Origin of the sequence: Corynebacterium sp. USCH3, from assembly GCF_037619475.1 — a bacterium.
Lineage (GTDB): Bacteria > Actinomycetota > Actinomycetes > Mycobacteriales > Mycobacteriaceae > Corynebacterium.
The window spans coordinates 80,510-102,100 of the sequence record NZ_JAQPZT010000007.1; the positions used below are offsets into that span (position 1 = coordinate 80,510).

At 66.4% G+C, this 21,591-nt stretch carries 18 protein-coding genes; 10 read left to right on the forward strand and 8 right to left on the reverse strand.

The genetic code is table 11. From position 1 onward, the window contains the following. Positions 1–141: 141 nt before the first annotated feature. From PQI66_RS14620 to prpD, 3 genes are read right to left on the reverse strand one after another with little or no spacing between them, the layout of a single operon-like run. Entirely contained in the window at positions 142–1,314 is a 1,173-nt protein-coding gene (locus PQI66_RS14620) for a bifunctional 2-methylcitrate synthase/citrate synthase (protein ID WP_339999262.1), read from the reverse strand. 14 nt (positions 1,315–1,328) lie between these two features. Then, on the reverse strand, positions 1,329–2,246 hold the full coding sequence (gene prpB, locus PQI66_RS14625; RefSeq protein WP_339999263.1) for a methylisocitrate lyase: 918 nt from the start codon (positions 2,244–2,246) through the stop codon (positions 1,329–1,331). Next, the gene (prpD, locus tag PQI66_RS14630; protein ID WP_339999264.1) at positions 2,247–3,761 is read right to left on the reverse strand and encodes a 2-methylcitrate dehydratase PrpD; all 1,515 of its coding nucleotides are present in this window, start codon (positions 3,759–3,761) and stop codon (positions 2,247–2,249) included. A gap of 262 nt (positions 3,762–4,023) precedes the next feature. On the opposite strand from prpD, the gene PQI66_RS14635 reads away from it, so the two are divergent. Next, entirely contained in the window at positions 4,024–4,737 is a 714-nt protein-coding gene (locus PQI66_RS14635) for an AAA family ATPase (RefSeq protein ID WP_339999265.1), read from the forward strand. A 16-nt stretch (positions 4,738–4,753) separates the two neighbouring features. Here PQI66_RS14635 and PQI66_RS14640 read toward each other — a convergent pair whose 3' ends face one another. From PQI66_RS14640 to PQI66_RS14655, 4 genes are read right to left on the reverse strand one after another with little or no spacing between them, the layout of a single operon-like run. Then, entirely contained in the window at positions 4,754–6,412 is a 1,659-nt protein-coding gene (locus PQI66_RS14640; protein WP_339999266.1) for an ABC transporter ATP-binding protein, read from the reverse strand. After that, complete coding sequence (locus PQI66_RS14645) at positions 6,409–7,350, reverse strand: ABC transporter permease (RefSeq protein WP_339999267.1); 942 nt, start codon at positions 7,348–7,350, stop codon at positions 6,409–6,411. Before PQI66_RS14645 ends, PQI66_RS14640 begins: the two co-directional genes overlap by 4 nt. Then, positions 7,343–8,269, reverse strand: a complete 927-nt coding sequence (locus PQI66_RS14650; protein ID WP_339999310.1) for an ABC transporter permease — start codon at positions 8,267–8,269, stop codon at positions 7,343–7,345. The genes PQI66_RS14645 and PQI66_RS14650 overlap by 8 nt, the downstream gene beginning before the upstream one ends. A gap of 2 nt (positions 8,270–8,271) precedes the next feature. Continuing rightward, positions 8,272–9,906, reverse strand: a complete 1,635-nt coding sequence (locus PQI66_RS14655) for a peptide ABC transporter substrate-binding protein (protein WP_339999268.1) — start codon at positions 9,904–9,906, stop codon at positions 8,272–8,274. 162 nt (positions 9,907–10,068) lie between these two features. Here PQI66_RS14655 and PQI66_RS14660 point away from each other — a divergent pair, with 162 nt between their 5' ends. The 8 genes from PQI66_RS14660 (at position 10,069) to PQI66_RS14695 (ending at position 20,013) form a co-directional block, all read left to right on the forward strand. Next, positions 10,069–10,968: a phosphoribosylaminoimidazolesuccinocarboxamide synthase gene (locus PQI66_RS14660; RefSeq protein ID WP_339999269.1), complete on the forward strand. Its 900-nt coding sequence runs from the start codon at positions 10,069–10,071 to the stop codon at positions 10,966–10,968. A 36-nt stretch (positions 10,969–11,004) separates the two neighbouring features. After that, on the forward strand, positions 11,005–13,173 hold the full coding sequence (locus PQI66_RS14665) for a S9 family peptidase (RefSeq protein WP_339999270.1): 2,169 nt from the start codon (positions 11,005–11,007) through the stop codon (positions 13,171–13,173). Positions 13,174–13,276: 103 nt separating this feature from the next. Next, the gene (locus PQI66_RS14670; protein WP_339999271.1) at positions 13,277–14,692 is read left to right on the forward strand and encodes a cation:dicarboxylate symporter family transporter; all 1,416 of its coding nucleotides are present in this window, start codon (positions 13,277–13,279) and stop codon (positions 14,690–14,692) included. 89 nt (positions 14,693–14,781) lie between these two features. Next, entirely contained in the window at positions 14,782–15,027 is a 246-nt protein-coding gene (gene purS / locus PQI66_RS14675) for a phosphoribosylformylglycinamidine synthase subunit PurS (RefSeq protein WP_339999272.1), read from the forward strand. Then, positions 15,024–15,695, forward strand: coding sequence for a phosphoribosylformylglycinamidine synthase subunit PurQ (gene purQ, locus PQI66_RS14680; protein WP_339999273.1), 672 nt, complete (start codon positions 15,024–15,026; stop codon positions 15,693–15,695). The genes purS and purQ overlap by 4 nt, the downstream gene beginning before the upstream one ends. Positions 15,696–15,709: 14 nt before the next feature. Further along, complete coding sequence (gene purL, locus PQI66_RS14685) at positions 15,710–18,097, forward strand: phosphoribosylformylglycinamidine synthase subunit PurL (RefSeq protein ID WP_339999274.1); 2,388 nt, start codon at positions 15,710–15,712, stop codon at positions 18,095–18,097. A gap of 140 nt (positions 18,098–18,237) precedes the next feature. After that, the gene (locus PQI66_RS14690) at positions 18,238–19,131 is read left to right on the forward strand and encodes a hypothetical protein (RefSeq protein WP_339999275.1); all 894 of its coding nucleotides are present in this window, start codon (positions 18,238–18,240) and stop codon (positions 19,129–19,131) included. A gap of 39 nt (positions 19,132–19,170) precedes the next feature. After that, positions 19,171–20,013 (forward strand): hypothetical protein, encoded by an 843-nt coding sequence (locus PQI66_RS14695; RefSeq protein WP_339999276.1) that lies wholly within the window; start codon positions 19,171–19,173, stop codon positions 20,011–20,013. Here PQI66_RS14695 and PQI66_RS14700 read toward each other — a convergent pair whose 3' ends face one another. Continuing rightward, entirely contained in the window at positions 20,014–20,979 is a 966-nt protein-coding gene (locus PQI66_RS14700; RefSeq protein WP_339999277.1) for an acyl-CoA thioesterase, read from the reverse strand. Positions 20,980–21,112: 133 nt separating this feature from the next. Here PQI66_RS14700 and PQI66_RS14705 point away from each other — a divergent pair, with 133 nt between their 5' ends. Continuing rightward, a complete protein-coding gene (locus tag PQI66_RS14705) occupies positions 21,113–21,508 on the forward strand; it encodes a sterol carrier family protein (protein ID WP_339999278.1) in 396 nt (131 codons plus the stop codon). Positions 21,509–21,591: the final 83 nt, after the last annotated feature.

Sequence of the window (21,591 nt, forward strand, 5' to 3'; positions counted from 1 at the left end):
GGGTTTCAGGTGGGGTAGTGAGGTCAGACCAGCCTTAAAGATTACTGGTGATCTACGCCACTGTCGAGGGGTTCGTGACAATAACAATGCACCCGTGCCGACGGCGGTGACCGTCGACACGGGTGCGGGAAATGCAGGTCGTCAGCGTCCGACGTTGTCGGCGACCACCCGCTGCTCCTCGCCGTTGTAGGCGCTCAGCGGGCGGATCAGGGCGTTGGACTCGTTCTGCTCCACGATGTGGGCGGTCCACCCCACCACCCGGGCCATCACGAAGATCGGGGTGAAGAACGGGATGTCGATGCCGAGCATGTAGTACGTCGGGCCGGCGGGGAAGTCCAGGTTCGGCAGGATGCCGGTGCGCTTCTCCATCGCGGCCTGCATGTTGTCGTACATCTGGACCCACTTGTCACCGTCGTGGTTGGCGGCGGTGCGACGCATCGCGGCCTCCATCGACGGCACCCGCGAGTCACCCTTTTTGTACACACGGTGGCCGAAGCCCATGATCTTCTGCTTGTTGTCGGCCTTGTCCAGGACCCAGGCCTCGGCCTTGGCCGGATCATCGACCTCGAGGAAGTTGTGCATCACCGCCTCATTGGCGCCGCCGTGCAGTGCACCCTTCAGAGCACCGACGGCACCGGTGACCGCCGAGTAGACGTCCGAGGTCGTGGAGGTGATCACCCGGCCGGTGAACGTGGAGGCGTTGAACGAGTGCTCGGCGTACAGGATCAGCGACTGGTCGAACGCCTTGACGTCGTCCATGTTGTTCGCCGGGGAGTCCGGACCGTCACCGAAGCACATGTACAGGAAGTTCGAGGCGATCCCTCGGGTGCGTGACGGGGGGATGAACTCCAGGTTGTGCCGACGACGCATGTCGTAGGCGATGATCGCCGGCAGCTTGGCCAGCAGGCTCAGACCGGTGCGACGCACCGTGTCCGAGCTGCTGTCGGCGTTGGTGACGTCCTGGGTACCCAGCCAACTCACCGCGGTGCGGACGACGTCCATCGGGTGGGCGGTCTTGGGCAGCGAGGCGATCAGGTCGAGCAGGCCGCGGGTGACAGGACGCAGGGCCCTCTCACGCTGGCCGAACTCCTGGTACTCACGCCACGTCGGCAGCTCGCCGTTCCAGAGCAGGTAGGCGACGTCCTCGAAGTTGCAGTGCTCCACGAGCTCCTGGACGGGGTACCCGCGGTAGGTCAGGGAGTTGGTCTCCGGGTTGACCTTGGACACGGCGGTGTAGTCGACGACGACGCCGTTGAGTCCCTTGCGGATCTCCGTGGTGTTCGCCGGGGAGTTGTCGGTGGTGTTCTCGCTCATCAGGAAAAATCCTTTCAGGAGGTGGTGTCTGGTGTGGTGTAGGTGAAGACATTGCTGTCGAAGGCGTTGTACTCGCTGTAGCGCAGCAGTTCGTACAGTCGCGAACGGTGCTGCATCCGGTCGATCCAACCGGTCTGGGTGCCGGTCTCGGCGATGTCGGACAGTGCCGCCTCGACCTGGCCCATGGCGATACGCAGCGTGGTGACCGGGTAGATCACCGCGTTGTAGCCGATGTCCTGCAGGGTCTGCGCGCTGAGCAGCTCTGTCTTGCCGAACTCGGTCATGTTCGCCAGCAGGGGGATGTCGACCGCCGCACGGAACTTCTCGAAGTCTTCCGGGGTGTGCAGCGCCTCGGTGAAGATCAGGTCCGCCCCGGCGTCGGCGTAGGCTTTCGCCCGCTCGATCGCGGCGTCGATCCCTTCGATGCCGGCGGCGTCGGTACGCGCGCAGAGCACGAAGGAATCGTCGCGACGCTCGTTGACGGCGGCGGTGATCCGGCGCAGCATCAGCTCGGTGGGCACGACCTCCTTGCCGTCGAGGTGGCCGCAGCGCTTGGGGTTGACCTGGTCCTCCAGGTGGCAGCCGGCGACACCGGCGTCCTCCAGCTCGCTGATGGTGCGTGCGGCGGACATCGGCTCACCGAAGCCGGTGTCGGCGTCCACCAGGACCGGCAGGTCCGTGGCGCGGGCGATCTGGGCCGAGCGTCCGGCGACCTCGGTGAGGGTGGTCAGTCCGATGTCCGGCAGTGCCAGGTCCGCGGCGACGACAGCACCGGAGACGTACACCCCGTCGAAGCCCGCTTCCTGGATGGCCCGGGCCACCAGCGGCGAAAACGCACCGGGCAGACGCTGGATCGTTCCGGAGGTCAGACCCTCGCGGAACGCCCGGCGCCGCTGGGTGGGTGTGACGGTGCTCGAGAACAACCCGGGCATCTAGAACAGCCCCTCGGTGATCTTCGGCGCGCGCGCCAGCACGTCCTCGGAGAAGGTGACGGTGAGCTGGTTGAGGTCGCCGGCCCCGAGCTCCAGGGTGTTGGTCGCTGCCTCGAGGAAGCGGTCCTGCTCCTTGTCGTCGACCAGACCCTCGGCCAGGGTGCGGAACTTGCCGATGTACTGCTCCCGGGTGAAGGGGTGTGCTCCCAGCGGGTGGGCGTCGGCGACGGCCAGCTCGTCGGTCAGGACGGTCCCGTCGGTGAGGGTGATCACGGCCTTGGCGCCGAAGGCCTTCTCGTTCGGGTCGGTGGAGTGGTACCGGCGGGTCCACTCCGGATCCTCGACGGTGCTGATCTTGTTCCACAGCTCGATGGTCTCGGGACGGTGGGCCCGCTCCGGGGAGTAACTGTGCTCGTGGTGCCACTCGCCGTCCTCGAGGGCGACGGCGAAGATGTACATCACGGAGTGGTCGAGCGTCTCGCGCGAGGCGTCCGGGTCGAACTTCTGCGGGTCGTTCGCGCCGGTGCCGATGACGTAGTGGGTGTGGTGGCTGGTGTGCAGGACGATGGACTCGATCGTCGACAGGTCGTGCCCCTGGTCGCGGAGCTGGGCACCCATACGTCGTGCCAGGTCGATCGGGGCCTGGGACTGGTACTCCGCGGAGTGCTGCTTGGTGTAGGTGTCCAGGATGCCGCGCTTGGCCTCGCCGGGGGCGGGCAGGGGCACCGTGTAGTTGGCGTCCTTGCCGTCGAGCATCCAGGCGATGACACCGTCCTCGCCCTCCCAGATCGGCGACGGGGCGCCTTCGCCGCGCATCGCACGGTCGACTGACTCGATGGCCATCTTGCCGGCGAACGCCGGGGCGAAGGCCTTCCATGAGCTGATCAGTCCCTTGCGGGACTGGCGGGTGGCGGTCGTGGTGTGCAGTGCCTGGCCGATGGCCTGGTAGATCGTCTCGGTGTCCAGCTTCAGCAGCGTGCCGATGCCGGCGGCGACCGACGGGCCGAGGTGGGCGACGTGGTCGATCTTGTGCTCGTGCAGGCAGATGCCCTTGACCAGGTCGACCTGGATCTCGTAGCCGGTGACGATGCCGCGGACCAGGTCCGCACCGGAGAGTCCCTTGTGCTGGGCAGTCGCCAGGATCGGCGGGATGTTGTCGCCGGGGTGGGAGTACTCGGCGGCGAGGAAGGTGTCGTGGAAGTCGAGCTCGCGCACGGCGGTGCCGTTGGCCAGGGCGGCCCACTCCGGCGAGTAGGTCCCGGGCACGCCGAAGACCGTCGCACCGGGGGAGTAGGGGTGGCTCAGTGCCTGGGAGCGGGCGGTCGACGGCGGACGGCGCAGCACGGAGGCGACGGCCACCGAGGCGTTGTCGATGATGCGGTTGACCGCCATGTCGGCGGAGTCGGTCGGCACGGCCACCGGGTCGGCCGCGACTTCGGCGACCTTCCAGGCCAGGTGCTCCTTCTTCGGGAACTCTTCGGCTGAAGGGTGAACGCGAACGGTGTGCTTCTCCACGGGGTGGAACTCCTAGAGGCTCGGGTGCTCGGGATGCGTGACCGTGTCAGTGGCCCAGGCGGTTCAGGCGGTCCAGGCGGCGCTGTGACTGAACTGTGACTGCTGACACATGGTTTCGGCGTCCACTATGCCACCGTCACCCGGGGCAAATGTTCTGTTTCGGAAACGGTGGTTGGTGCGCGCGGTTGCCGTCACCCCCGATGCCGTCCAGTACCTCATTCGATGTCGGGCCGTCCGGGGGTGGGGGCGATACACTGGCGGTATGCCCTACCCGCCTCCACTTCCGGTACGCAGGGTCGAGGAGCTGACCGTCTATCCGGCGGACCGCGGCGTCTGGCCTGCCACCGTTCCCGCTGTCAGGGATGTACTTGACAACGGCATCGACCTGTCGCGGCTGACAGTTCTCGTCGGTGAGAACGGTTCGGGGAAGTCGACGCTCGTCGAAGCGGTCGCCGAGGCCTACGGCCTCAACCCGGAAGGCGGCACACGGGACGCGATGCACTCGACCCAGCGGACAGAGTCCGGCCTCGCGGACAACCTGAAGCTGATCCGTGCCGGAGGGGCCGCGAGGAAAGGTGTGTTCCTCCGCGCCGAGACCATGCACAGTCACTTCGCCTACCTGGACGGAATTGGCAGCTGTGGGCGGCACAATTTCCAGAGCCACGGAGAATCGTTCATCGAATTCTTCACGGACAGGGCGGGGATCCGAGGGCTCTGGATCTTCGACGAAGCCGAGTCCGCCCTGTCGTTCAATGGGTGCCTGATGCTGTTGGCGCAGATCGCGCAGCTCATCGAGCGTGGATCACAGGTCATCCTCTCCACCCACTCGCCCCTCCTCGCATCAGCGCCCGGGGCCGAGATCCTCGAACTGGACGACACCGGGATTCACCGGGCCGACTACGACGACCTTGCTCTCGTACAGAACTGGCGCCGGTTCCTCGGTGAGCCGGAGAGCTTCCTCCGGCATCTCTTCTGAGCCGACGCCAGAGGAGCTATCCCTGGTGCAGGGGGATTGTCCCGCCGGGGATCGAGTCCAGCAGTCGACGTGTGTACTCCTCGGCCGGGTGGTCGAAGAGGTCGTCGGTCTCGCCGCGTTCCACGATCCGGCCGTGCTGCATCACCAGGGTCTCGTCGGCGATCTGCTTGACCACCGCCAGGTCGTGGGTGATGAACAGGTAGGTCAGGTCCATGTCCCGTTGCAGCTGGTTCAGCAGGTCCAGGACCTGGGACTGCACCAGCACGTCGAGCGCGCTCACCGCCTCGTCGAGGATCAGCGCGTCCGGTCCCAGGGCCATGGCGCGGGCGATGGCCACACGCTGACGCTGTCCGCCGGAGAGCTCCCCGGGGAACCGCGGCATCATCGACTGTGGCATGGCCACGAGGTCCAGCAGCTCACGGACACGCTTCTCGCGGTCCTTCTTCGACCCGACGCCGTGGATCTTCAACGGCTCGGCGATGGTGTTGAACACCGAGTACATCGGGTCGACCGAGCCGTAGGGGTTCTGGAACACCGGCTGGACGCGTCGGCGGAACGCCATCTCCGCTTTCCGGTCCAGGTCGGTGACGTCCTCGCCGTCGAAGGTGACGGTGCCCGAGGTGGGTTTCAGCAGGCCGAGGACCATCTGGGCGACGGTGGATTTGCCGGAGCCGGACTCCCCCACCAACGCCAGCGTCCGACCGCGGCGCAGGAAGAAGCTGATGTCGTCTGCCGCGGTGAAGTCCTCCTTGCGCCACGGTGTGTCGCCGGGCACCTGGAAGACCTTGCGCAACTTCTCCACGCTGATCAGCGGCGAGGTCTCGGAGGTGCCGGTGGCAGTGTCGGGCACCGGCTCGGTGACCTGTACCTCGCTGCGTCGGGCCCCGATGGACGGTGCCGCGGAGACGAGTTTGCGGGTGTAGGGGTGGTGCGGATCCTGGAGGATCTCCAGGGCGGGCCCGGACTCGACGATGTGGCCCTGGCTCATCACCACGATGCGGTCGGCGCGCTCGGCGGCGAGCCCCAGGTCGTGGGTGATCAGCAGGACGGCCGTACCGAGGTCGTCGGTCAGACTCTGCAGGTGATCGAGGATCTGGCGCTGCACGGTGACGTCGAGCGCTGAGGTCGGCTCGTCGGCGATGAGCAGGGAGGGACGGGCCGCCAGCCCGCAGGCGATGAGGGCACGCTGACGCATGCCGCCGGAGTACTGGTGCGGGTACTGGTTGATGCGGCGTTCGGCGTCGCTGAGGCCGGCCTCACCGAGGAGCTCGACGGCGCGGGTGTGCGCGGCGGATCCGGTGGCGATGCCGTTGGCCTTCAACGCTTCCTTGACATGGTGGCCGATGGTCCACACCGGGTTGAGGTTGCTCATCGGGTCCTGGGGGACCAGGCCGATGTGGTCGCCGCGCAGTTCGGTGAACCGCTTGGCGGAGGCGTGGGTGATGTCCTCGCCCTCGAAGGTGATGGTGCCGTCGGTGACGTGGCCGTCGCCGGGCATGAGTCCCATGATGCTCATGGCGGTGGTGGACTTGCCGGAGCCGGACTCGCCGACGATGGCGACGGTCTCACCGGGCCAGATGTCCAGGTCGATGCCGAAGACGGTGGGTTTCGGGGCTTTCTGCGTGCCGAAGGCGATGTCGACACCGCGCATGGAGAGCAGGGGTGCGTCGGTCATCGGGTGCGCTCCTTCGGGTCGAGGGCGTCCTTGAGGGTGTCGCCCAGCAGGATGAATCCCAGGACGGTGATCGCGAGCGCACCGGCCGGGTAGAACAGGATCTCCGGGGAGAGGCGCAGGACGTCCTGCGCGGTGGAGATGTCGTTGCCCCAGGAGACGGTGTCCGGCGGCAGGCCGACGCCGAGGTAGGACAGTGTCGCTTCGGCGACGATGTAGATACCGAGGTTGGTGGTCATCATCACGATGATCGGGGCGAGGCAGTTCGGCAGGATGTGCCGGACGAGGATTCCGCCGCGGGTCAGGCCGAGGGCGCGGGATGCCTGCACGTACTCGTTGTTCTTGGCCTGCAGAACCGCGCCACGGACCATGCGAGCCATCTGCGGCCAGCCGAAGGCCGAGAGCACGAGCACGACGGTCCACACGTTGCGCACCTCGAAGAGCTGCATGAGCACGATCGCGGCGAGCAGCAGCGGCACGGCGAAGAAGATGTCGGTCAGACGGGACAGGACGGCGTCGATCCAGCCGCCGAAGTAGCCGGCGAGGGAGCCGATGACCACGCCCAGGAGCGCGACGACGAGGGTGGTCACTAGGCCGGTGACCACGGAGGCCTGGGCGCCGTAGATGGTGCGGGCGAAGACGTCGTAGCCCTGCTGGGTGAAGCCGAAGGGGTGGCCGTCGCGGGCGGGCTCGAGGGAGTCCTCCAGCGTCGCGGCGGTCGGGTCGGTGGAGGTGAACAGGCCGGGGAACACGGTGACGAGCAGGACGGCGAGGATGATCACCGTCGAGACCCAGAACATCGGGCGGCGGCGCAGGTTGCGCCAGGCGGTGCCCCAGAAGCCGGCGGGGGCGTCCTCGGGGAGGAGCTGGTCGCGGGTCAGGACGTCCTCGGTGACGACGTCGGCGACCCAGCGCTGGTTACGGTTGTGGGTGTCAGGCATAGCGGATCCTCGGGTCGAGCAGGGCGTAGAGCAGGTCGATGAGGAGGTTGGCCACCACGAAGATGACCACCAGAATCGTCACGACACTGACCACGGTGGGGGCTTCACCGATGCTGACGGACTGGAAGATCAGTCCGCCGACACCGTGGATGTTGAAGATGCCTTCGGTGACGATCGCCCCACCCATCAGGGTGGCGAGGTCGGCACCGAGGAAGGTGACCACGGGCACCAGCGAGTTGCGCAGGACGTGGTCACGGACGACGACGCCGCGGGAGAGCCCGCGCGACGAGGCCGTGCGCACGAAATCGGCGCGCAGGTTCTGCGCCACCTCGGAGCGGGTCAGGCGCAGCACGTAGGCGAAGGAGACCATGCCCAGCACGATGGCGGGCAGCAGGAGGCGTCCGAAGGAGCCGTCGGAGCCGACGGTCGGGGGGAGGATTCCCCACTGGATGCCGAAGAGGAACTGGCCGACGAAACCAATGACGAAGGTCGGCACGGCGATGATGAACAGGGACACGACCAGCAGCGTCGAGTCGAACCACTTGCCCTTCTTCAGCCCGGCGATCAGGCCGAAGACGATGCCCATCACGGCCTCGATGACCAGCGCCATCAGCGCCAGCCGGATGGTGATCGGGAAGGTCTCGGCGAGGACCTCGGTGACGGCACGGCCGGAGAAGGTCGTGCCCATGTCACCGGTGAAGAACCCACCGATGAAGAGCAGGTACTGGACGAGGAAGGGCTTGTCCAGGTTGTAGTCGGCGCGGATCTGGTCGAGGACGGCCGGTTCGGCGGCCTTGTCGCCGGCCAGGGCGAGGACGGGGTCTCCCGGCATGAGGAAGACCATGGCGTAGATGAGGAAGGTCGCCCCGAAGAAGACGGGGATGAGCTGGAGGAGTCGTTTGCCGAGGTACCACCACACGGTCACTCACCGTCCTTCGTGATCGCGGTGTAGACCGGCATACCCTGCCAGTTCGTCTGGACGCCGTGCAGGTCAGGGTTCCAGGCCGTGGTTGCGGCGTAGTACCACAGGGGGATCTGCGGCAGATCCTCCATCAGGACGGCCTGGGCGTCGTCGTAGTAGGCCTGGGCGGCCTCGGAGTCCGGCGAGGAGGACGCCTGGGCGAGCAGGTCGTCGAACTCCTGGTTGGAGTAGTCGCCGTCGTTCGAGCCGCCGCCGGTGCGGTAGTTGGAGACCAGGAAGGACGAGATGGACGGGTAGTCGGCGTTCCAGCCGGAACGGAAGGCCGAACCGATGGTCCGGTTGACCACTGCGTCACGCATCGCCTGGAAGGTGGGGTAGGCCTTGCCGGAGGCAGGGATGCCAAGCGTCTGACGGATGCTGTTTGTCGCAGCCTCGACCCATTGCTGGTGACCACCGTCGGCGTTGTAGGCGATCTGGAACGATTCACCGCTGTAGGGGTTGATCTCGTTGGCCTTCTCCCACAGTTCGCGGGCCTTCTCCGGCTGGTAGGTCAGCACCTCCTTGCCGGGCACGTCGGCGATGCCGCCTTCGAGGGTCGGAGCGCCGAAGTCCTCGGCGATTTCGCGTCCACCGAAGTACAGCTTCTCGATGATCAGTTCCCGGTCGATGGCCATGGAGATCGCCGCACGGCGCAGACGGCCCTCTTCATCGGTCTGGAAGCCCGGGAGGTTCTCGGGGATGGTGAAGTTCTGGATCGCGGCGTAGGGAGCGTCGTCGTTACTGTCGGGGAAGTCCACCCGGTAGCTGGGGAGTGCCCGGGGGCCGACGTTCTCACGCATGTGGTCCAGGTCGCCGGACTGCAGATCCGCGTAGGCCGTGGCCACGTCCGAGTAGTGCTTGAACGCGATACCCGGGTTCTGCGCCTTGTCGTCTCCGGCGTAGTCCGGGTTGGCCTTGAGCTGGATCGAGACATTGTGCTGCCAGGCGTCGTCGCCGTCGAACAGGTAGGGACCGTTGCCGACCGGGTGCTGTCCGAAAGCATCCATGTCCTCGAAGGCGACCTGGGGCAGGGGGGCGAAAGCGATGTACCCGAGCTGGGTCGGGAAGGAGGCGTCCGGGGCCGAGAGGTCGACGGTGAATTCGTGATCGTTGATCTCGGTCAGGCCGGACATCTCCGTCGCGGTGGCGTTCTCACCGGCGACGTCGTCGTATCCCTCGATGGCGGAGAAGAAGTCCGCGCCGAGCTGGGCGTTGGCGGAGGTTGCGCCGAAGTTCCAGGCGTCGATGAAGCTGGCGGAGGTCACCGGTTCACCGTTGGTGAAGGTCCAGTCGTTCTTGAGGGTCACGTGGAAACTGGAGGAGTCGTCGTTCGGCTCGATGTCTTCGGCGACCGCATTGTAGGGCTCGCCCTCCGGGCTGTAGGCAACGAGACCGGTGTACATGGCTCGGAGGACTTCACCGCCCTGGATCTCGTTGGTGTTGGTGGTCAGCAGCGGATTCTGTGGTTCGCCGCCGAAGAACGTGATGTAGTCGGACGGGATGTCGTCCCGGTCCGGTACACACGCCGTCGTGGAGAGCAGCAGGGCGAGCCCGGTGAGGGTCGCCGCCAGTGCCCGACGGGGTCGGATTCTCATGGATGGCACTTTCGTGAGGTGTACAGGAAACGTCGAAAATGGAAATTCTAGTGACTTCTCCGTGTCTCGCATGGTGAAACGGAAATCCCCGGCGCAGCACGGGACGGTGGTGCAGGGGGGCGCGTGGAGATTGCCGGACGCGAGGGCTAGACTCTGCAGGCCATGCGACCCGACTTGTCCGACTACACCCATTTCTCCGCGGGAAAGGTCCGTGAGATCTACGAGATCGACGAGGACACCCTGCTCATGGTGGCCACCGACCGGATCTCCGCCTTCGACTTCGTGTTGGAGACCCCGATCCCGGACAAGGGGCGGGTGCTCACCGCGATGAGTGACTTCTTCTTCGACCGCATCGATTTTCCGAACCACCTCGCCGGTCCCGCCGACGACGAGCGCATCCCGCAGAAGTCCCTGGGACGGGCGCAGGTCTGCCGCAAACTGGAGATGCTGCCGTTCGAGTGCGTCGTCCGCGGCTACCTCACCGGCTCCGGCCTCGCCGAGTACCGGGAGAACGGTGCCGTGTGCGGCGTGGAACTTCCCGACGGCCTGACCGAGTCGTCCAAGCTGCCGGAACCGATCTTCACCCCGGCGACGAAGGCGGAGATCGGCGACCACGACGAGAACGTCTCCTTCGACGTCGTCGTCGAGGGCCTCGGTCGGGAGCGTGCCGAGGAACTGCGTGACGCCTCGATCGCGATCTACACCCAGGCGGCGGGGATCGCGGCGGAGCACGGCATCATCCTGGCCGACACCAAGTTCGAGTTCGGTCTGGACGCCGAGGGCAACCTGGTGCTCGGTGACGAGGTCCTGACCCCGGACTCGTCGCGCTACTGGCCGGCCGACTCCTACGAGGAGGGCAAGGTGCAGCCCAGCTTCGACAAGCAGTACGTCCGCAACTGGCTGACGGGGCCGAAGTCGGGGTGGGACAAGAACGGGGGCACCCCGCCGCCGGAGTTGCCGGGACCGGTCGTCGAGGCGACCCGTGAGCGCTACGTCGACGCCTACGAACGGATCTCGGGGCAGCGCTTCAACGACTGGATCGGCACCTGCACCGACCGGTAGCCTGCCTGCGGCCGGTGGAGGCTACGATCGTGTCCCATGGATGTGAACCCCCCCGTAGCGAAGAAGAAGCCCGTCACCCGTAGCTTCCACGGCCGTGATGTCGTCGACGACTACGAGTGGCTCCGTGACAAGGACAGTTCCGAGGTTCTCGCCCACCTCACCGCGGAGAACACCTACACCGACGCCCGGACCGCGCACCTCAAGCCGTTGGAGGACGCTGTCTTCGAGGAGGTGAAGTCGCGGATCCAGGAGACGGACCTGTCGGTTCCGGTGCGCTCGGGGCAGTGGTGGTACTTCTCCCGCACGGCGGAGGGGAAGAGTTACCCCACGATGTGCCGGATCCCCGTCGACACCACCGACCCCGACCGCGCCTGGATCCCGCCGGAGATCGTCGCCGGGGAGCCCGCCGCCCGCGAGCAGGTCATGCTCGACTGCAATGTGTTGGCAGAGGGGGAGGAGTTCTTCAGCCTGGGTGCCGCGAGTGTCACCGTCGACGGCACGCTGCTGGCGTACTCGACCGACACCGTCGGCGACGAGCGGTTCACCCTGCGGGTCAAGGACCTGGTCAACGGCGTCCTGCTGGACGACGTCCTGGAGGGCGTCGCCTACGGTGCGACGTGGGTCGGCGACGACCACCTCTTCTACCAGCGGGTCGACGACGCATGGCGTCCCCACGAGATCTGGCGGCACCGGATCGGCACGCCCGAGAGCGAGGACGTGTGTGTCTTCCGGGAGGATGACGAGGCCTACTGGACCGGCGTCGGGGTCACCCGCTCGGAGCGGTTCCTGCTGGTGTCCACGGCCTCGAAGACGACGTCGGAGACCTGGTACCTCGATGTCTCGGCGGAGACAGGTGACCCGGAGGGTGAGCTGACCTGTATCCGCGCCCGCGAGAAGGACGTCCAGTACGACGTCGACCATGTCGTCGTCGGCGGGACGGACGAGTGGCTCGTCGTGCGTGAGGAGCTCGAGGATCTGCCCAACGGTGAGGTCGGGCACTGCCCGGTGGGCCCGGTCGCCAGCTTCGACGACGCGTCCTACGAGGTCCTCGTCCCGCATCGTGAGGATGTGCGTGTCGAGGGGGTCGACTGCTTCTCCGACCATCTCGTTCTTTCCACCAGGGAGAACGCCATCGAGCAGTTGGCGCTCATGGACACGTCCGGGGGCTGGGGCCGCTTCGAGCCGATCGGCTTCGACGAGGAGATCTACTCGGCCGGGACGGTCGGCAACTCCGAGTGGGAGTCGCCGGTGCTGCGCATCAGCTACACCAGTTACGTCACTCCAGCGCAGGTGTGGGAGATCGACCTGCGGACCGGGGAACGGACGCTGCGACGTGAGCAGACGGTGCTTGGCGACTTCGACCGCTTGCGCTACACCGCGTCGCGACGGTGGGTGACGGCGTCGGACGGTGCCCGGATCCCGGTGTCGCTGGTCCACCGCACCGACGTGTCGCTCGAGCAGGTGAACCCGGTGCTCCTCTACGGTTACGGTTCCTACGAGGCAAGCATGGACCCGTACTTCTCGGTGTTCCGCCTGTCGATGCTGGACCGCGGTGTCGTCTACGCCGTGGCCCATGTCCGCGGCGGCGGGGAGATGGGCAGGAACTGGTACGAGCAGGGCAAGGCACTGCACAAGGTGAACACCTTCAGCGACTTCATCGCCGTGGCGGACGACCTGATCGCCGCGGGAATCACCTCGCCGCAGAAGATGGTGGCGGAGGGTGGTTCCGCCGGCGGTCTGCTGATGGGGGCTGTGGCGAACATGGCACCGGACCGTTTCGCCGGTATTGAGGCTGTGGTTCCTTTCGTCGACCCGCTCACCAGCATCCTCATGCCGGAGCTGCCGTTGACGGTGACGGAGTGGGAGGAGTGGGGCGATCCGTACCACGACCCGGAGGTCTACGACTACATGTCGACCTACGCCCCCTACGAGAACGTGACGGCGCAGGCGTATCCGCCGATCCTGGCGATCAGCGGACTCAACGACACGCGGGTGCTGTATGTGGAACCGACGAAGTGGATCGCGAAGCTGCGTGAGGTCGCCGGTGACGTCTCGGTAGCTGAACGGGGCAGTGACTTCCTGCTGAAGACGGACATGTCGTCCGGGCATGGCGGGGTGTCGGGGCGCTACGAGAAGTGGCGTCAGTCCGCCTTCGAGACCGCCTGGGAGCTCGACCGGATGGGTGCGACGGAGCTGATCGGGTGAATACCGGAGGGGGTGTTCCGCACCCCTGATCGTGTAGTAAACCAAGTTCACCTGGTCTTTCCCACTTGGTGGGAAGGGGTGTTCGGGCGTAGGTTGCTGTTCCATGACTAACGAACACCGTCCTGAGGTGACTGGCGCCACACAAGGCGCCGACACCGGGAAGAACTCGCGGCCGAAAGACAGGTCCCACTGGCTGTACCTCAGCGTCATCGTCGCCGTGGTCGCCGGAATCATCGTAGGGTTGCTCGCTCCCGGGGTCGGGGAAGGTCTCAAGCCCCTCGGCACGATGTTCGTCAGCCTGATCAAGATGGTGATTCCGCCAATCATCTTCTGCACGATCGTCATCGGTATCGGCCACGTCCGTGAGGCGGCCACCGTCGGCAAGGCCGGTGGCATCGCACTGGTCTACTTCCTGATCATGTCGACGTTCGCTCTCGGCATCGGGCTCGTCGTCGGGAACTTCATCCAGCCGGGGGACGGCCTGGGCCTCGCCGCCGGGGACGGCGGAGCCGCGGCGGACTCTGAGGACGCCGGTGGATTCTTCGGTTTCGTCCAGGGCATCATCCCTGACACGATCGTCTCTGCCTTCACTGATCCGAAACAGGCCGTCCTGCAGACACTGTTCGTGGCCCTGCTCGTCGGTTTCGCGCTGCAGTCGATGCCGAACAAGATCGCCGGGCCCTGCCTGTACGGCATCGAGCTGGCACAGAAGGTCGTCTTCAAGGTCATGTCCATGATCCTCTGGGTCGCTCCGGTCGGCGCCTTCGGAGCTATGGCCGGTGTCGTGGGCGGCACGGGAATGGACGCCGTCTGGCAGCTCATCACACTGATGCTCGGCTTCTACGTCACGTGCGTGCTCTTCATCGTTCTCGTCCTGGGGACGATCCTGCGTGTTTCGACCGGCCTGAACATCTTCAAGGTCCTGCGCTACCTCGGTCGGGAGTACCTGCTCATCGTCGGCACCTCGTCCTCGGAGTCGGCACTGCCGCAGCTGATGCAGAAGATGGAGTTCGCGGGCGTCGACAAGGCCACCGTCGGCATCGTCGTGCCGACCGGCTACTCCTTCAACCTGGACGGCACCGCCATCTACCTGACCATGGCCTCCATCTTCATCGCCGACGCGATGAACATCTCGATGGGCCTCGGTGAACAGATCGGCCTGCTCGTGTTCATGATCATCGCGTCCAAGGGGGCCGCGGGCGTGTCCGGCGCCGGAATCGCCTCCCTCGCGGCGGGGCTGCAGGCACACCGTCCGGAGATGCTCGGCGGGGTCGACATCATCGTCGGTATCGACCGGTTCATGTCCGAGGCACGTTCACTGACGAACTTCACGGGCAACGCCGTGGCGACCCTCCTCGTGGGCAAATGGACGAAGTCGCTGGACATAGACCAGGCGCATGCCGTCCTGGAGCGGGAGAAGACCTTCGAGTACTCGCCCGACGACGAGATCGCGGAGCCTGTCGGTGCTTCTCCGCAGCCTGCGGGACAGAAGCCCAGTACGGAACGTTGGCAGCCCTGAGACCTCCGGTTCGCGATGTCCGTGTCACCCGGTATGGTTGTGCCTTGTTCCCCACCTACAGCTGACAGCAAGGAAACAAGAGGAAACCTGTGGCACGTGTCGTAGTCAATGTCATGCCCAAGGCCGAGATCCTGGATCCCCAGGGACAGGCGGTCGTCCGTGCGCTGGGGCGCATCGGCGTCTCCGGCGTCGAGGATGTCCGTCAGGGCAAGCGGTTCGAGCTGGAGGTCGATGACTCTGTCTCCGCCGACGATCTGGAGCGTGTCGCCTCGACACTGCTCGCCAACACCGTGATCGAGGACTACGAGGTCGTGTCCGCTGAGGTCACCGAGTGAGCGCCCGCATCGGGGTCATCACCTTCCCCGGCACGTTGGACGACGTCGACGCCGCCCGTGCCGTGCTCCTCGCCGGTGCCGAGGCCGTTGAACTGTGGCACGCGGACGCCGACCTGAAGGATGTCGACGCCGTCGTCGTCCCCGGTGGGTTCTCCTACGGTGACTACCTCCGCTCCGGGGCCATCGCCGCCCAGGCCCCAGTGGTCCGCTCCGTGGTCGAGAAGGCAGCGTCCGGCATGCCTGTGCTGGGCATCTGCAACGGGTTCCAGATCCTCACCGAATCCGGTCTGCTGCCCGGGGCCCTGACCCGCAACAAAGGGCTGCACTTCCACTGCACCGACGCGGTGCTCGAGGTCGTCAACGCCGACACCGCGTGGACCTCGTCCCTGCAGGTCGGCCAGAAGATTCTCATCCCGTCCAAGCACGGGGAGGGCCGCTTCCAGGCGTCCGCCGAGACCGTCGCCGAGCTGGAGGCGGAGGGCCGGGTGGTCTTCCGCTACACCGACAACTACAACGGGTCGGTCAACGACATCGCCGGGATCACCTCCGACAACGGCCGGGTCGTGGGCCTGATGCCGCACCCGGAGCACGCCGTGGAGACCCTGACCGGGCCGTCGTTGGACGGCCTGGAGATGTTCCTGTCCGCCGTCGGCACCGTGGCAGCCTGAGGAGAGATAACCAGATGAGTGACAACAACGGCGTGACCGTCATCAACGACACCGTGTCCCATGCGGTCGACACCCCGGAGCTGGACCAGCCCTGGGCGGAGCTCGGCCTCAAGCCTGACGAGTACCAGCGCATCCGTGACATCCTGGGCCGGCGTCCCACCGACGCCGAGCTGGCGATGTACTCGGTGATGTGGTCGGAGCACTGCTCCTACAAGTCCTCCAAGGTGCACCTGCGCTACTTCGGTGAGACCACCACCGACGAGATGAAGTCGAAGATGCTCGCCGGTATCGGCGAGAACGCCGGCGTCATCGACATCGGCGACGGTAACGCCGTCACCTTCAAGGTCGAGTCCCACAACCACCCGTCCTACGTCGAGCCGTACCAGGGCGCGGCGACCGGTGTCGGCGGCATCGTCCGCGACATCATGGCCATGGGCGCCCGCCCGGTCGCCGTGATGGACCAGCTTCGTTTCGGAGCGGCGGACGCCCCGGACACCCAGCGTGTGCTGCCCGGCGTGGTCGCCGGCGTCGGCGGCTACGGCAACAGCCTCGGCCTGCCGAACCTCGGCGGTGAGACGGTGTTCGACGCCTCCTACGCCGGTAACCCACTGGTCAATGCGCTGTGCGTCGGTACGCTCAGGAGCGACGACCTCAAGCTCGCCTTCGCCTCCGGCGTGGGCAACCGGGTGATCCTCTTCGGCTCCCGGACCGGTCTGGACGGTATCGGCGGTGTGTCCGTGCTGGCCTCCGACACCTTCGAGGAAGGCGCCGAGCGTAAGCTGCCCGCCGTCCAGGTCGGCGACCCCTTCGCCGAGAAGGTGCTCATCGAGTGCTGCCTGGACCTGTACAACGCTGGCGTGGTCGTCGGCATCCAGGATCTCGGTGGTGCCGGTCTGTCCTGTGCCACCGCCGAGCTCGCCGCCGCCGGTGACGGCGGCATGCACGTCAACCTGGACAAGGTCCACCTGCGCGCCGAGGGGATGACCGCCGCGGAGATCCTCTCCTCCGAGTCCCAGGAACGCATGATGGCCGTGGTCACCCCGGACAACGTCGACGCCTTCATGGCGATCTGCGACAAGTGGGAGGTCATCGCCTCCGACCTCGGCGAAGTCACCGACGGCGACCACCTGGTCATCGAACACCGCGGTGAGATCGTCGTCGACGCCGACGCCGCCACGATGGCCGACGAGGGCCCCGTGTACGAGCGGCCCGTCGCCCGACCCGGCACGCAGGACGCGCTGAACGCCGAGCCCGGCCTCGCCCGTCCGTCCTCGACCGACGAGATCCGTCAGACCGTGCTCGACCTCGCCGCCTCACCGGCACTGTGCTCGCGCGCCTTCATCACCGAGCAGTACGACCGCTACGTGCGCGGCAACACCGTCCTGGCGAAGGACGCCGACGCCGGCGTCCTGCGTATCGACGAGGAGACCGGCCGCGGCATCGCCGTGTCCACCGACGCCTCCGGGCGGTACACCAAGCTCGACCCGAACACCGGTGCTCGCCTGGCGTTGGCCGAGGCGTACCGCAATGTGTCGGTGACCGGGGCGACCCCCGTGGCGGTGTCGAACTGCCTGAACTTCGGGTCCCCGGAGGACGCCGGCGTGATGTGGCAGTTCCGCGAGGCAGTCCACGGGCTCGCCGACGGCTGTGCCGAACTGGCTGTCCCGGTCACCGGTGGCAACGTCAGCTTCTACAACCAGACCGGGGCGGAGGCCATTCTCCCGACTCCGGTGATCGCCGTCCTTGGCACCATCGACGACGTCGCGACCCGTATCCCGACCCGCCCCGGGGCGGGGGACCACGTGCTGCTGCTCGCCGGTGCGGAGACCGCCGACGAACTCGGAGGCTCCATCTGGCAGCAGGTCGCGCACTCCACCCTGGCGGGCATGCCCCCGGCCGTGGACCTGTCTGCCGAGCAGCGCCTCGGCGCCGCACTCGGACAGTTGCGCGGGACGGTGGCGTCCGCCCACGACCTGTCCGAAGGTGGCCTCTCCCAGGCCGTCGTGGAGTACGCGGTGCAGTCCGGAACCTCGGTGTCCGTGGACCCGGTGGCCGCCCTGTCAGCGGAAGCCACCTCGGGCGACGCTGTCGCCGATCTGTTCACCGGCCTGTTCTCCGAGACCGCCACGCGTGTGCTCGTCGCAGTCGATGCCGCGGATCCGTCCGCGGTGGAGAAGGCGGAGTCCGTCTTCGCCGACAACGGGGTCCCGGTGACCCGCATCGGGTCGAGCGTCTCGGCCGACGGGGACAACGGCGCCGGTTCCGCCGAGGCGGCGCAGATCGCCGTGACCACGGTCGGTGCAGAGTTCACCGTTTCCGTCGCCGAGGCCAGGGAGGCGTGGGAGGGTACTCTTCCCTCGCTGTTCAGCCACGCTGTCGGAGCGAACTCCGTCGTGGAGTAGTTGCGCGCCGGCACACTGCGGCCCGTTGTGGGGAAGTTTCCCCATAACGGGCCCTTGTGTGTCTGAGGGTTTGTTAATCTTCCCCTGGTTTCAAGAGATGCTTTTGCAGCATCCGACATTTTCAGGAGAGAAGAAACTCAATGGCGCACTACGACATCTACCAGTCTCTGGGGCTGGACAGGAGCGCCCCCAGCGGGCAGCTCGACAGAGAACTGGCTGACCGTTTGGCGGCTGCTCCGTCGGACGATCCGGCGGCGGTCGACGAACTGACGACGGCGCGGGCAGTGCTGGGCAACGACGCCCGCCGGTCGCTCTACGATCAGCGGCTCGCTGACCCGAATGCCGAGGACATCGACGTGGCGTCGTTGAAGGAACTCGCCGCACTTGACGTCGGCGGAGACGTGCCGTCCTCTCAGCGAAGAGGGCAGTTCCAGCAGCAGGCCGGCCAGTTCGCCCGGACAGCGGGGGCGAAGACTACCGGGGCCGGCCGCCAGGTCCAGGACTCGTTCCGTCAATCGAAGGGGCTGGCGATCGGCATCACCGCAGTGGTCACAGCCGTGGTTGTGCTGCTGGTCGGGTGGGGGATCGGGGCGCTAACCGGGGGAGGTTCCGGCGTGAAGGAGGACAAGGACGCCATCGCACTGGTGGACGACCTGCTCAAGCAGAACACTTCCGAAGACCTTCGTAGCTGGTTGCGTGAGAACACCGCCTACCAGTTCCGCGACGAGATCATGGAGGGGATGAACGTCGGCGACGGCAACAGCGACTCCTTCAACGGAATGGACGCGTTCTTCTCGGGGAGCGGGCTCCACGCGAAGACGACGCTCAATGTTGGGGAACAGCTGCCCGGCGGTACGGGCGTTGATGAGACTGAGGACCTGGCTGCGATGGGGCTCTCTGAGGAAGAGGCCGATTCGAGGCTGATCGTCGGTGTCGCAAAAGACTCCGGGAATTACGGGGGCCTTGTCGCACTCGTCGAGCAGGGTGGGAACCTCAAGGTGCTCAATATCGTCAATCGGCCGATGGATTATTAAGAGAATCACTGAGAGACGAAGAGAAGAAGAGAACACCTCATGGCACATTATGACCTTTACCAGTCGCTCGGACTGTCCAGGCGGGCGACTCCCCAGGAGCTCGCGGCGGAGATCGAGCAACGCCTCGCGACCACTCCAGCGGACGATGTCGGCCAGCTGGACCAGCTGAACACCGCTCGGGCGATCCTCGGTGATGAGACCCGCCGTTCCCTCTACGACCAGCGCCTCGATGACCCCTCCGCCCCAGAGATCGACGTCGCCTCACTGCGGGAACTGGCCGCCCTCAACGAGCCGGGGGCCGGAAGTCCGGACGGCACAAAGGCCGCAGGTAGCACAGGGAGGGTGGGGCAGCTCACCGGGCAGGTCCGTGACTCCTTCCGGCAGTCCAGGGTCCTCGCGATCATGATCACCGCCGTGGTGACCGCAGTCATCGCGGGACTGGTCGGATGGGGGACCGGACTGTTCGGTGGTGGCGATGCACAGTCACGTGCGGCATCGGTCGTTGAGGACATGTTGAAGATCGACGACGAGGACGAGCTCCGCGACTGGGTGAAGGAGAACTCGATCCCTAAGAGCCGTGAGGATGTGTTGTCCGGACTGGATCTCGGTGATGGGCAGTCATTCAACGGTTTCGATGCGCTGTTCGGTAGTGATGATCTTAAGGTCGACACCACCTTCGTGTCGGTCGAATTCTTCAAGATGATCGCTCTCGATGATGTCGAAGAGATGTACGAGGGCGCCAAGAAGAATGCCGGACTCAGCCGGGAGGAAGTCGACAGCATGCTGATCTTCAGCATCACTGACGGGACCGATATTGTCGGAGGAGCCTCGCTCGTGGAACGCGACGGCGACTACAAGCTCATCGAGGTAGACGCCGACTGATCAGTTCATCGGGTACTGGCTCTCGTCGCGCAGCGGTTCGACCAGCGGCATCGGCCGGTACTTGGTACGCAGCTCGCGCAGCGTGGCGGCGTGCTGTGACAGCCGCTTGTCCTCCGGGGTGGTGGGGGTGAACTGACGGGCGGCGAGGGGGTTGCCGTCGATGTCGGTGGCGATGTAGGTCATCGAGGCGTGGATGCCGACCGGCAGGTTGCCGGTCCCCTCACGCGGATCGCCGGCGCGCAGGTGCACCGAGACCGACATGCTGCGCACGTCCGTACGGATCACGCGGGCCTCGACCTCCACCAGGTCGCCGATGTGCACGGGCCGGTAGAACCGGAAGCCGCCGGCGTACACCGCGACGGTCCGCTCGCCCGTCCACGCCGAGGTGCAGGCGGTGGCGGCTTCGTCGATCCACTCCATGGCGGTACCGCCGTGGACGTTGCCGCCCCAGTTGACGTCGGTCGGCTTGGCCATGAAGCGGTGCGTCATCCGCGGTGCGGTCGTCGCGGCGGGATCGGAGGAGTAGCTCTGCTTCAGCATCTCCTCCTCGATGGCCTTGCGCAGCTGCACGCGGGACAGGGCGGCCTGCTGGATGCGCACGCCGGCCTCGGTCTCGGGCTCGAAGTGGGGGACCGGCATCGACTTCCGGTTCTCGTCCATGGCGACGAAGATGACCAGGCAGTCGCATGCGCGGGTGAACACGCCCTCCCGCGGGTCCGCCGACAGCACCTCGTTGACGATGTGCATCGAGGAGCGGCCGGTGTAGACGATGCGGGACCGGACCTCGACGATGTGGCCGGAGGGGATCGGGCGGGTGAAGTGGATGTGGCCCACGTACGCCGTCACGCAGTACGCGCCGGACCACCCCACGGCGCAGGCGTAGGCACCTTTGTCGATCCACTCCAGCACGCGGCCGCCATGGACACCTCGGGACCCCTGCATCAGGACGTCGGTCGGTGCCGCCATGAACCGGAGGGTCGTCTCCGGCTGCAGCGTCCGCTCCCGGTCGTCTGCCCCTGTTACTGCCACAATCTGCCTTTCGTCTCACTGGTGATGTCCAACATCCTACAGTCCGCCTCCCCGCCGTATCATCGAGGTCATGTCAGAGAGGTCGACGAAGACGACGGACCCCGCCGCGGTGCGTGCGGCGATGGTGGCGGTGTGGCCGTGGGTGCAGGATCCGGACGCCGTCCCGCGTCCGTCGCGCAGTGCGGTGGCGGCCGCCGTGCGGCTCACCGTGGCGCAGCTGGGGCAGGACGCCCCGGGCCACAGCGTCGAGGTACGGGTGCCGCCGTTCGCTGCGGTGCAGTGCGTCGACGGGTCCGTGCACCGGCGGGGGACCCCACCGAACGTCGTCCAGTGCGACGCCCTGACGTGGCTCCGCCTCGCGGGTGGGCTGACCGACCTCGACGGGGCAGTCGCCGCTGGTGCGGAGGTGTCCGGTGCGCATGCCGGTGACATCTCGCACTGGATTCCCGTCGTCCGGGGTATCTGAGTAGGAAGATCGGGGAACACACCGGGTAGGCTGGGGTCGGCTCAATGCAGGAGAATCCTGCACGACAATCACCGCGAGTGAAG

Coding starts and splice junctions, on each gene's coding strand:
- purL (WP_339999274.1), top strand. CDS start 15,710: ATGAGTGACAACAACGGCGTGACCGTCATCAACGACACCGTGTCCCAT.
- PQI66_RS14705 (WP_339999278.1), top strand. CDS start 21,113: ATGTCAGAGAGGTCGACGAAGACGACGGACCCCGCCGCGGTGCGTGCG.
- PQI66_RS14645 (WP_339999267.1), bottom strand. CDS start 7,350: ATGCCTGACACCCACAACCGTAACCAGCGCTGGGTCGCCGACGTCGTC.
- PQI66_RS14640 (WP_339999266.1), bottom strand. CDS start 6,412: ATGACCGACGCACCCCTGCTCTCCATGCGCGGTGTCGACATCGCCTTC.
- PQI66_RS14665 (WP_339999270.1), top strand. CDS start 11,005: ATGGATGTGAACCCCCCCGTAGCGAAGAAGAAGCCCGTCACCCGTAGC.
- PQI66_RS14695 (WP_339999276.1), top strand. CDS start 19,171: ATGGCACATTATGACCTTTACCAGTCGCTCGGACTGTCCAGGCGGGCG.
- PQI66_RS14635 (WP_339999265.1), top strand. CDS start 4,024: ATGCCCTACCCGCCTCCACTTCCGGTACGCAGGGTCGAGGAGCTGACC.
- prpB (WP_339999263.1), bottom strand. CDS start 2,246: ATGCCCGGGTTGTTCTCGAGCACCGTCACACCCACCCAGCGGCGCCGG.
- PQI66_RS14660 (WP_339999269.1), top strand. CDS start 10,069: ATGCGACCCGACTTGTCCGACTACACCCATTTCTCCGCGGGAAAGGTC.
- PQI66_RS14700 (WP_339999277.1), bottom strand. CDS start 20,979: ATGGCGGCACCGACCGACGTCCTGATGCAGGGGTCCCGAGGTGTCCAT.
- PQI66_RS14655 (WP_339999268.1), bottom strand. CDS start 9,906: ATGAGAATCCGACCCCGTCGGGCACTGGCGGCGACCCTCACCGGGCTC.
- PQI66_RS14620 (WP_339999262.1), bottom strand. CDS start 1,314: ATGAGCGAGAACACCACCGACAACTCCCCGGCGAACACCACGGAGATC.
- PQI66_RS14670 (WP_339999271.1), top strand. CDS start 13,277: ATGACTAACGAACACCGTCCTGAGGTGACTGGCGCCACACAAGGCGCC.
- PQI66_RS14690 (WP_339999275.1), top strand. CDS start 18,238: ATGGCGCACTACGACATCTACCAGTCTCTGGGGCTGGACAGGAGCGCC.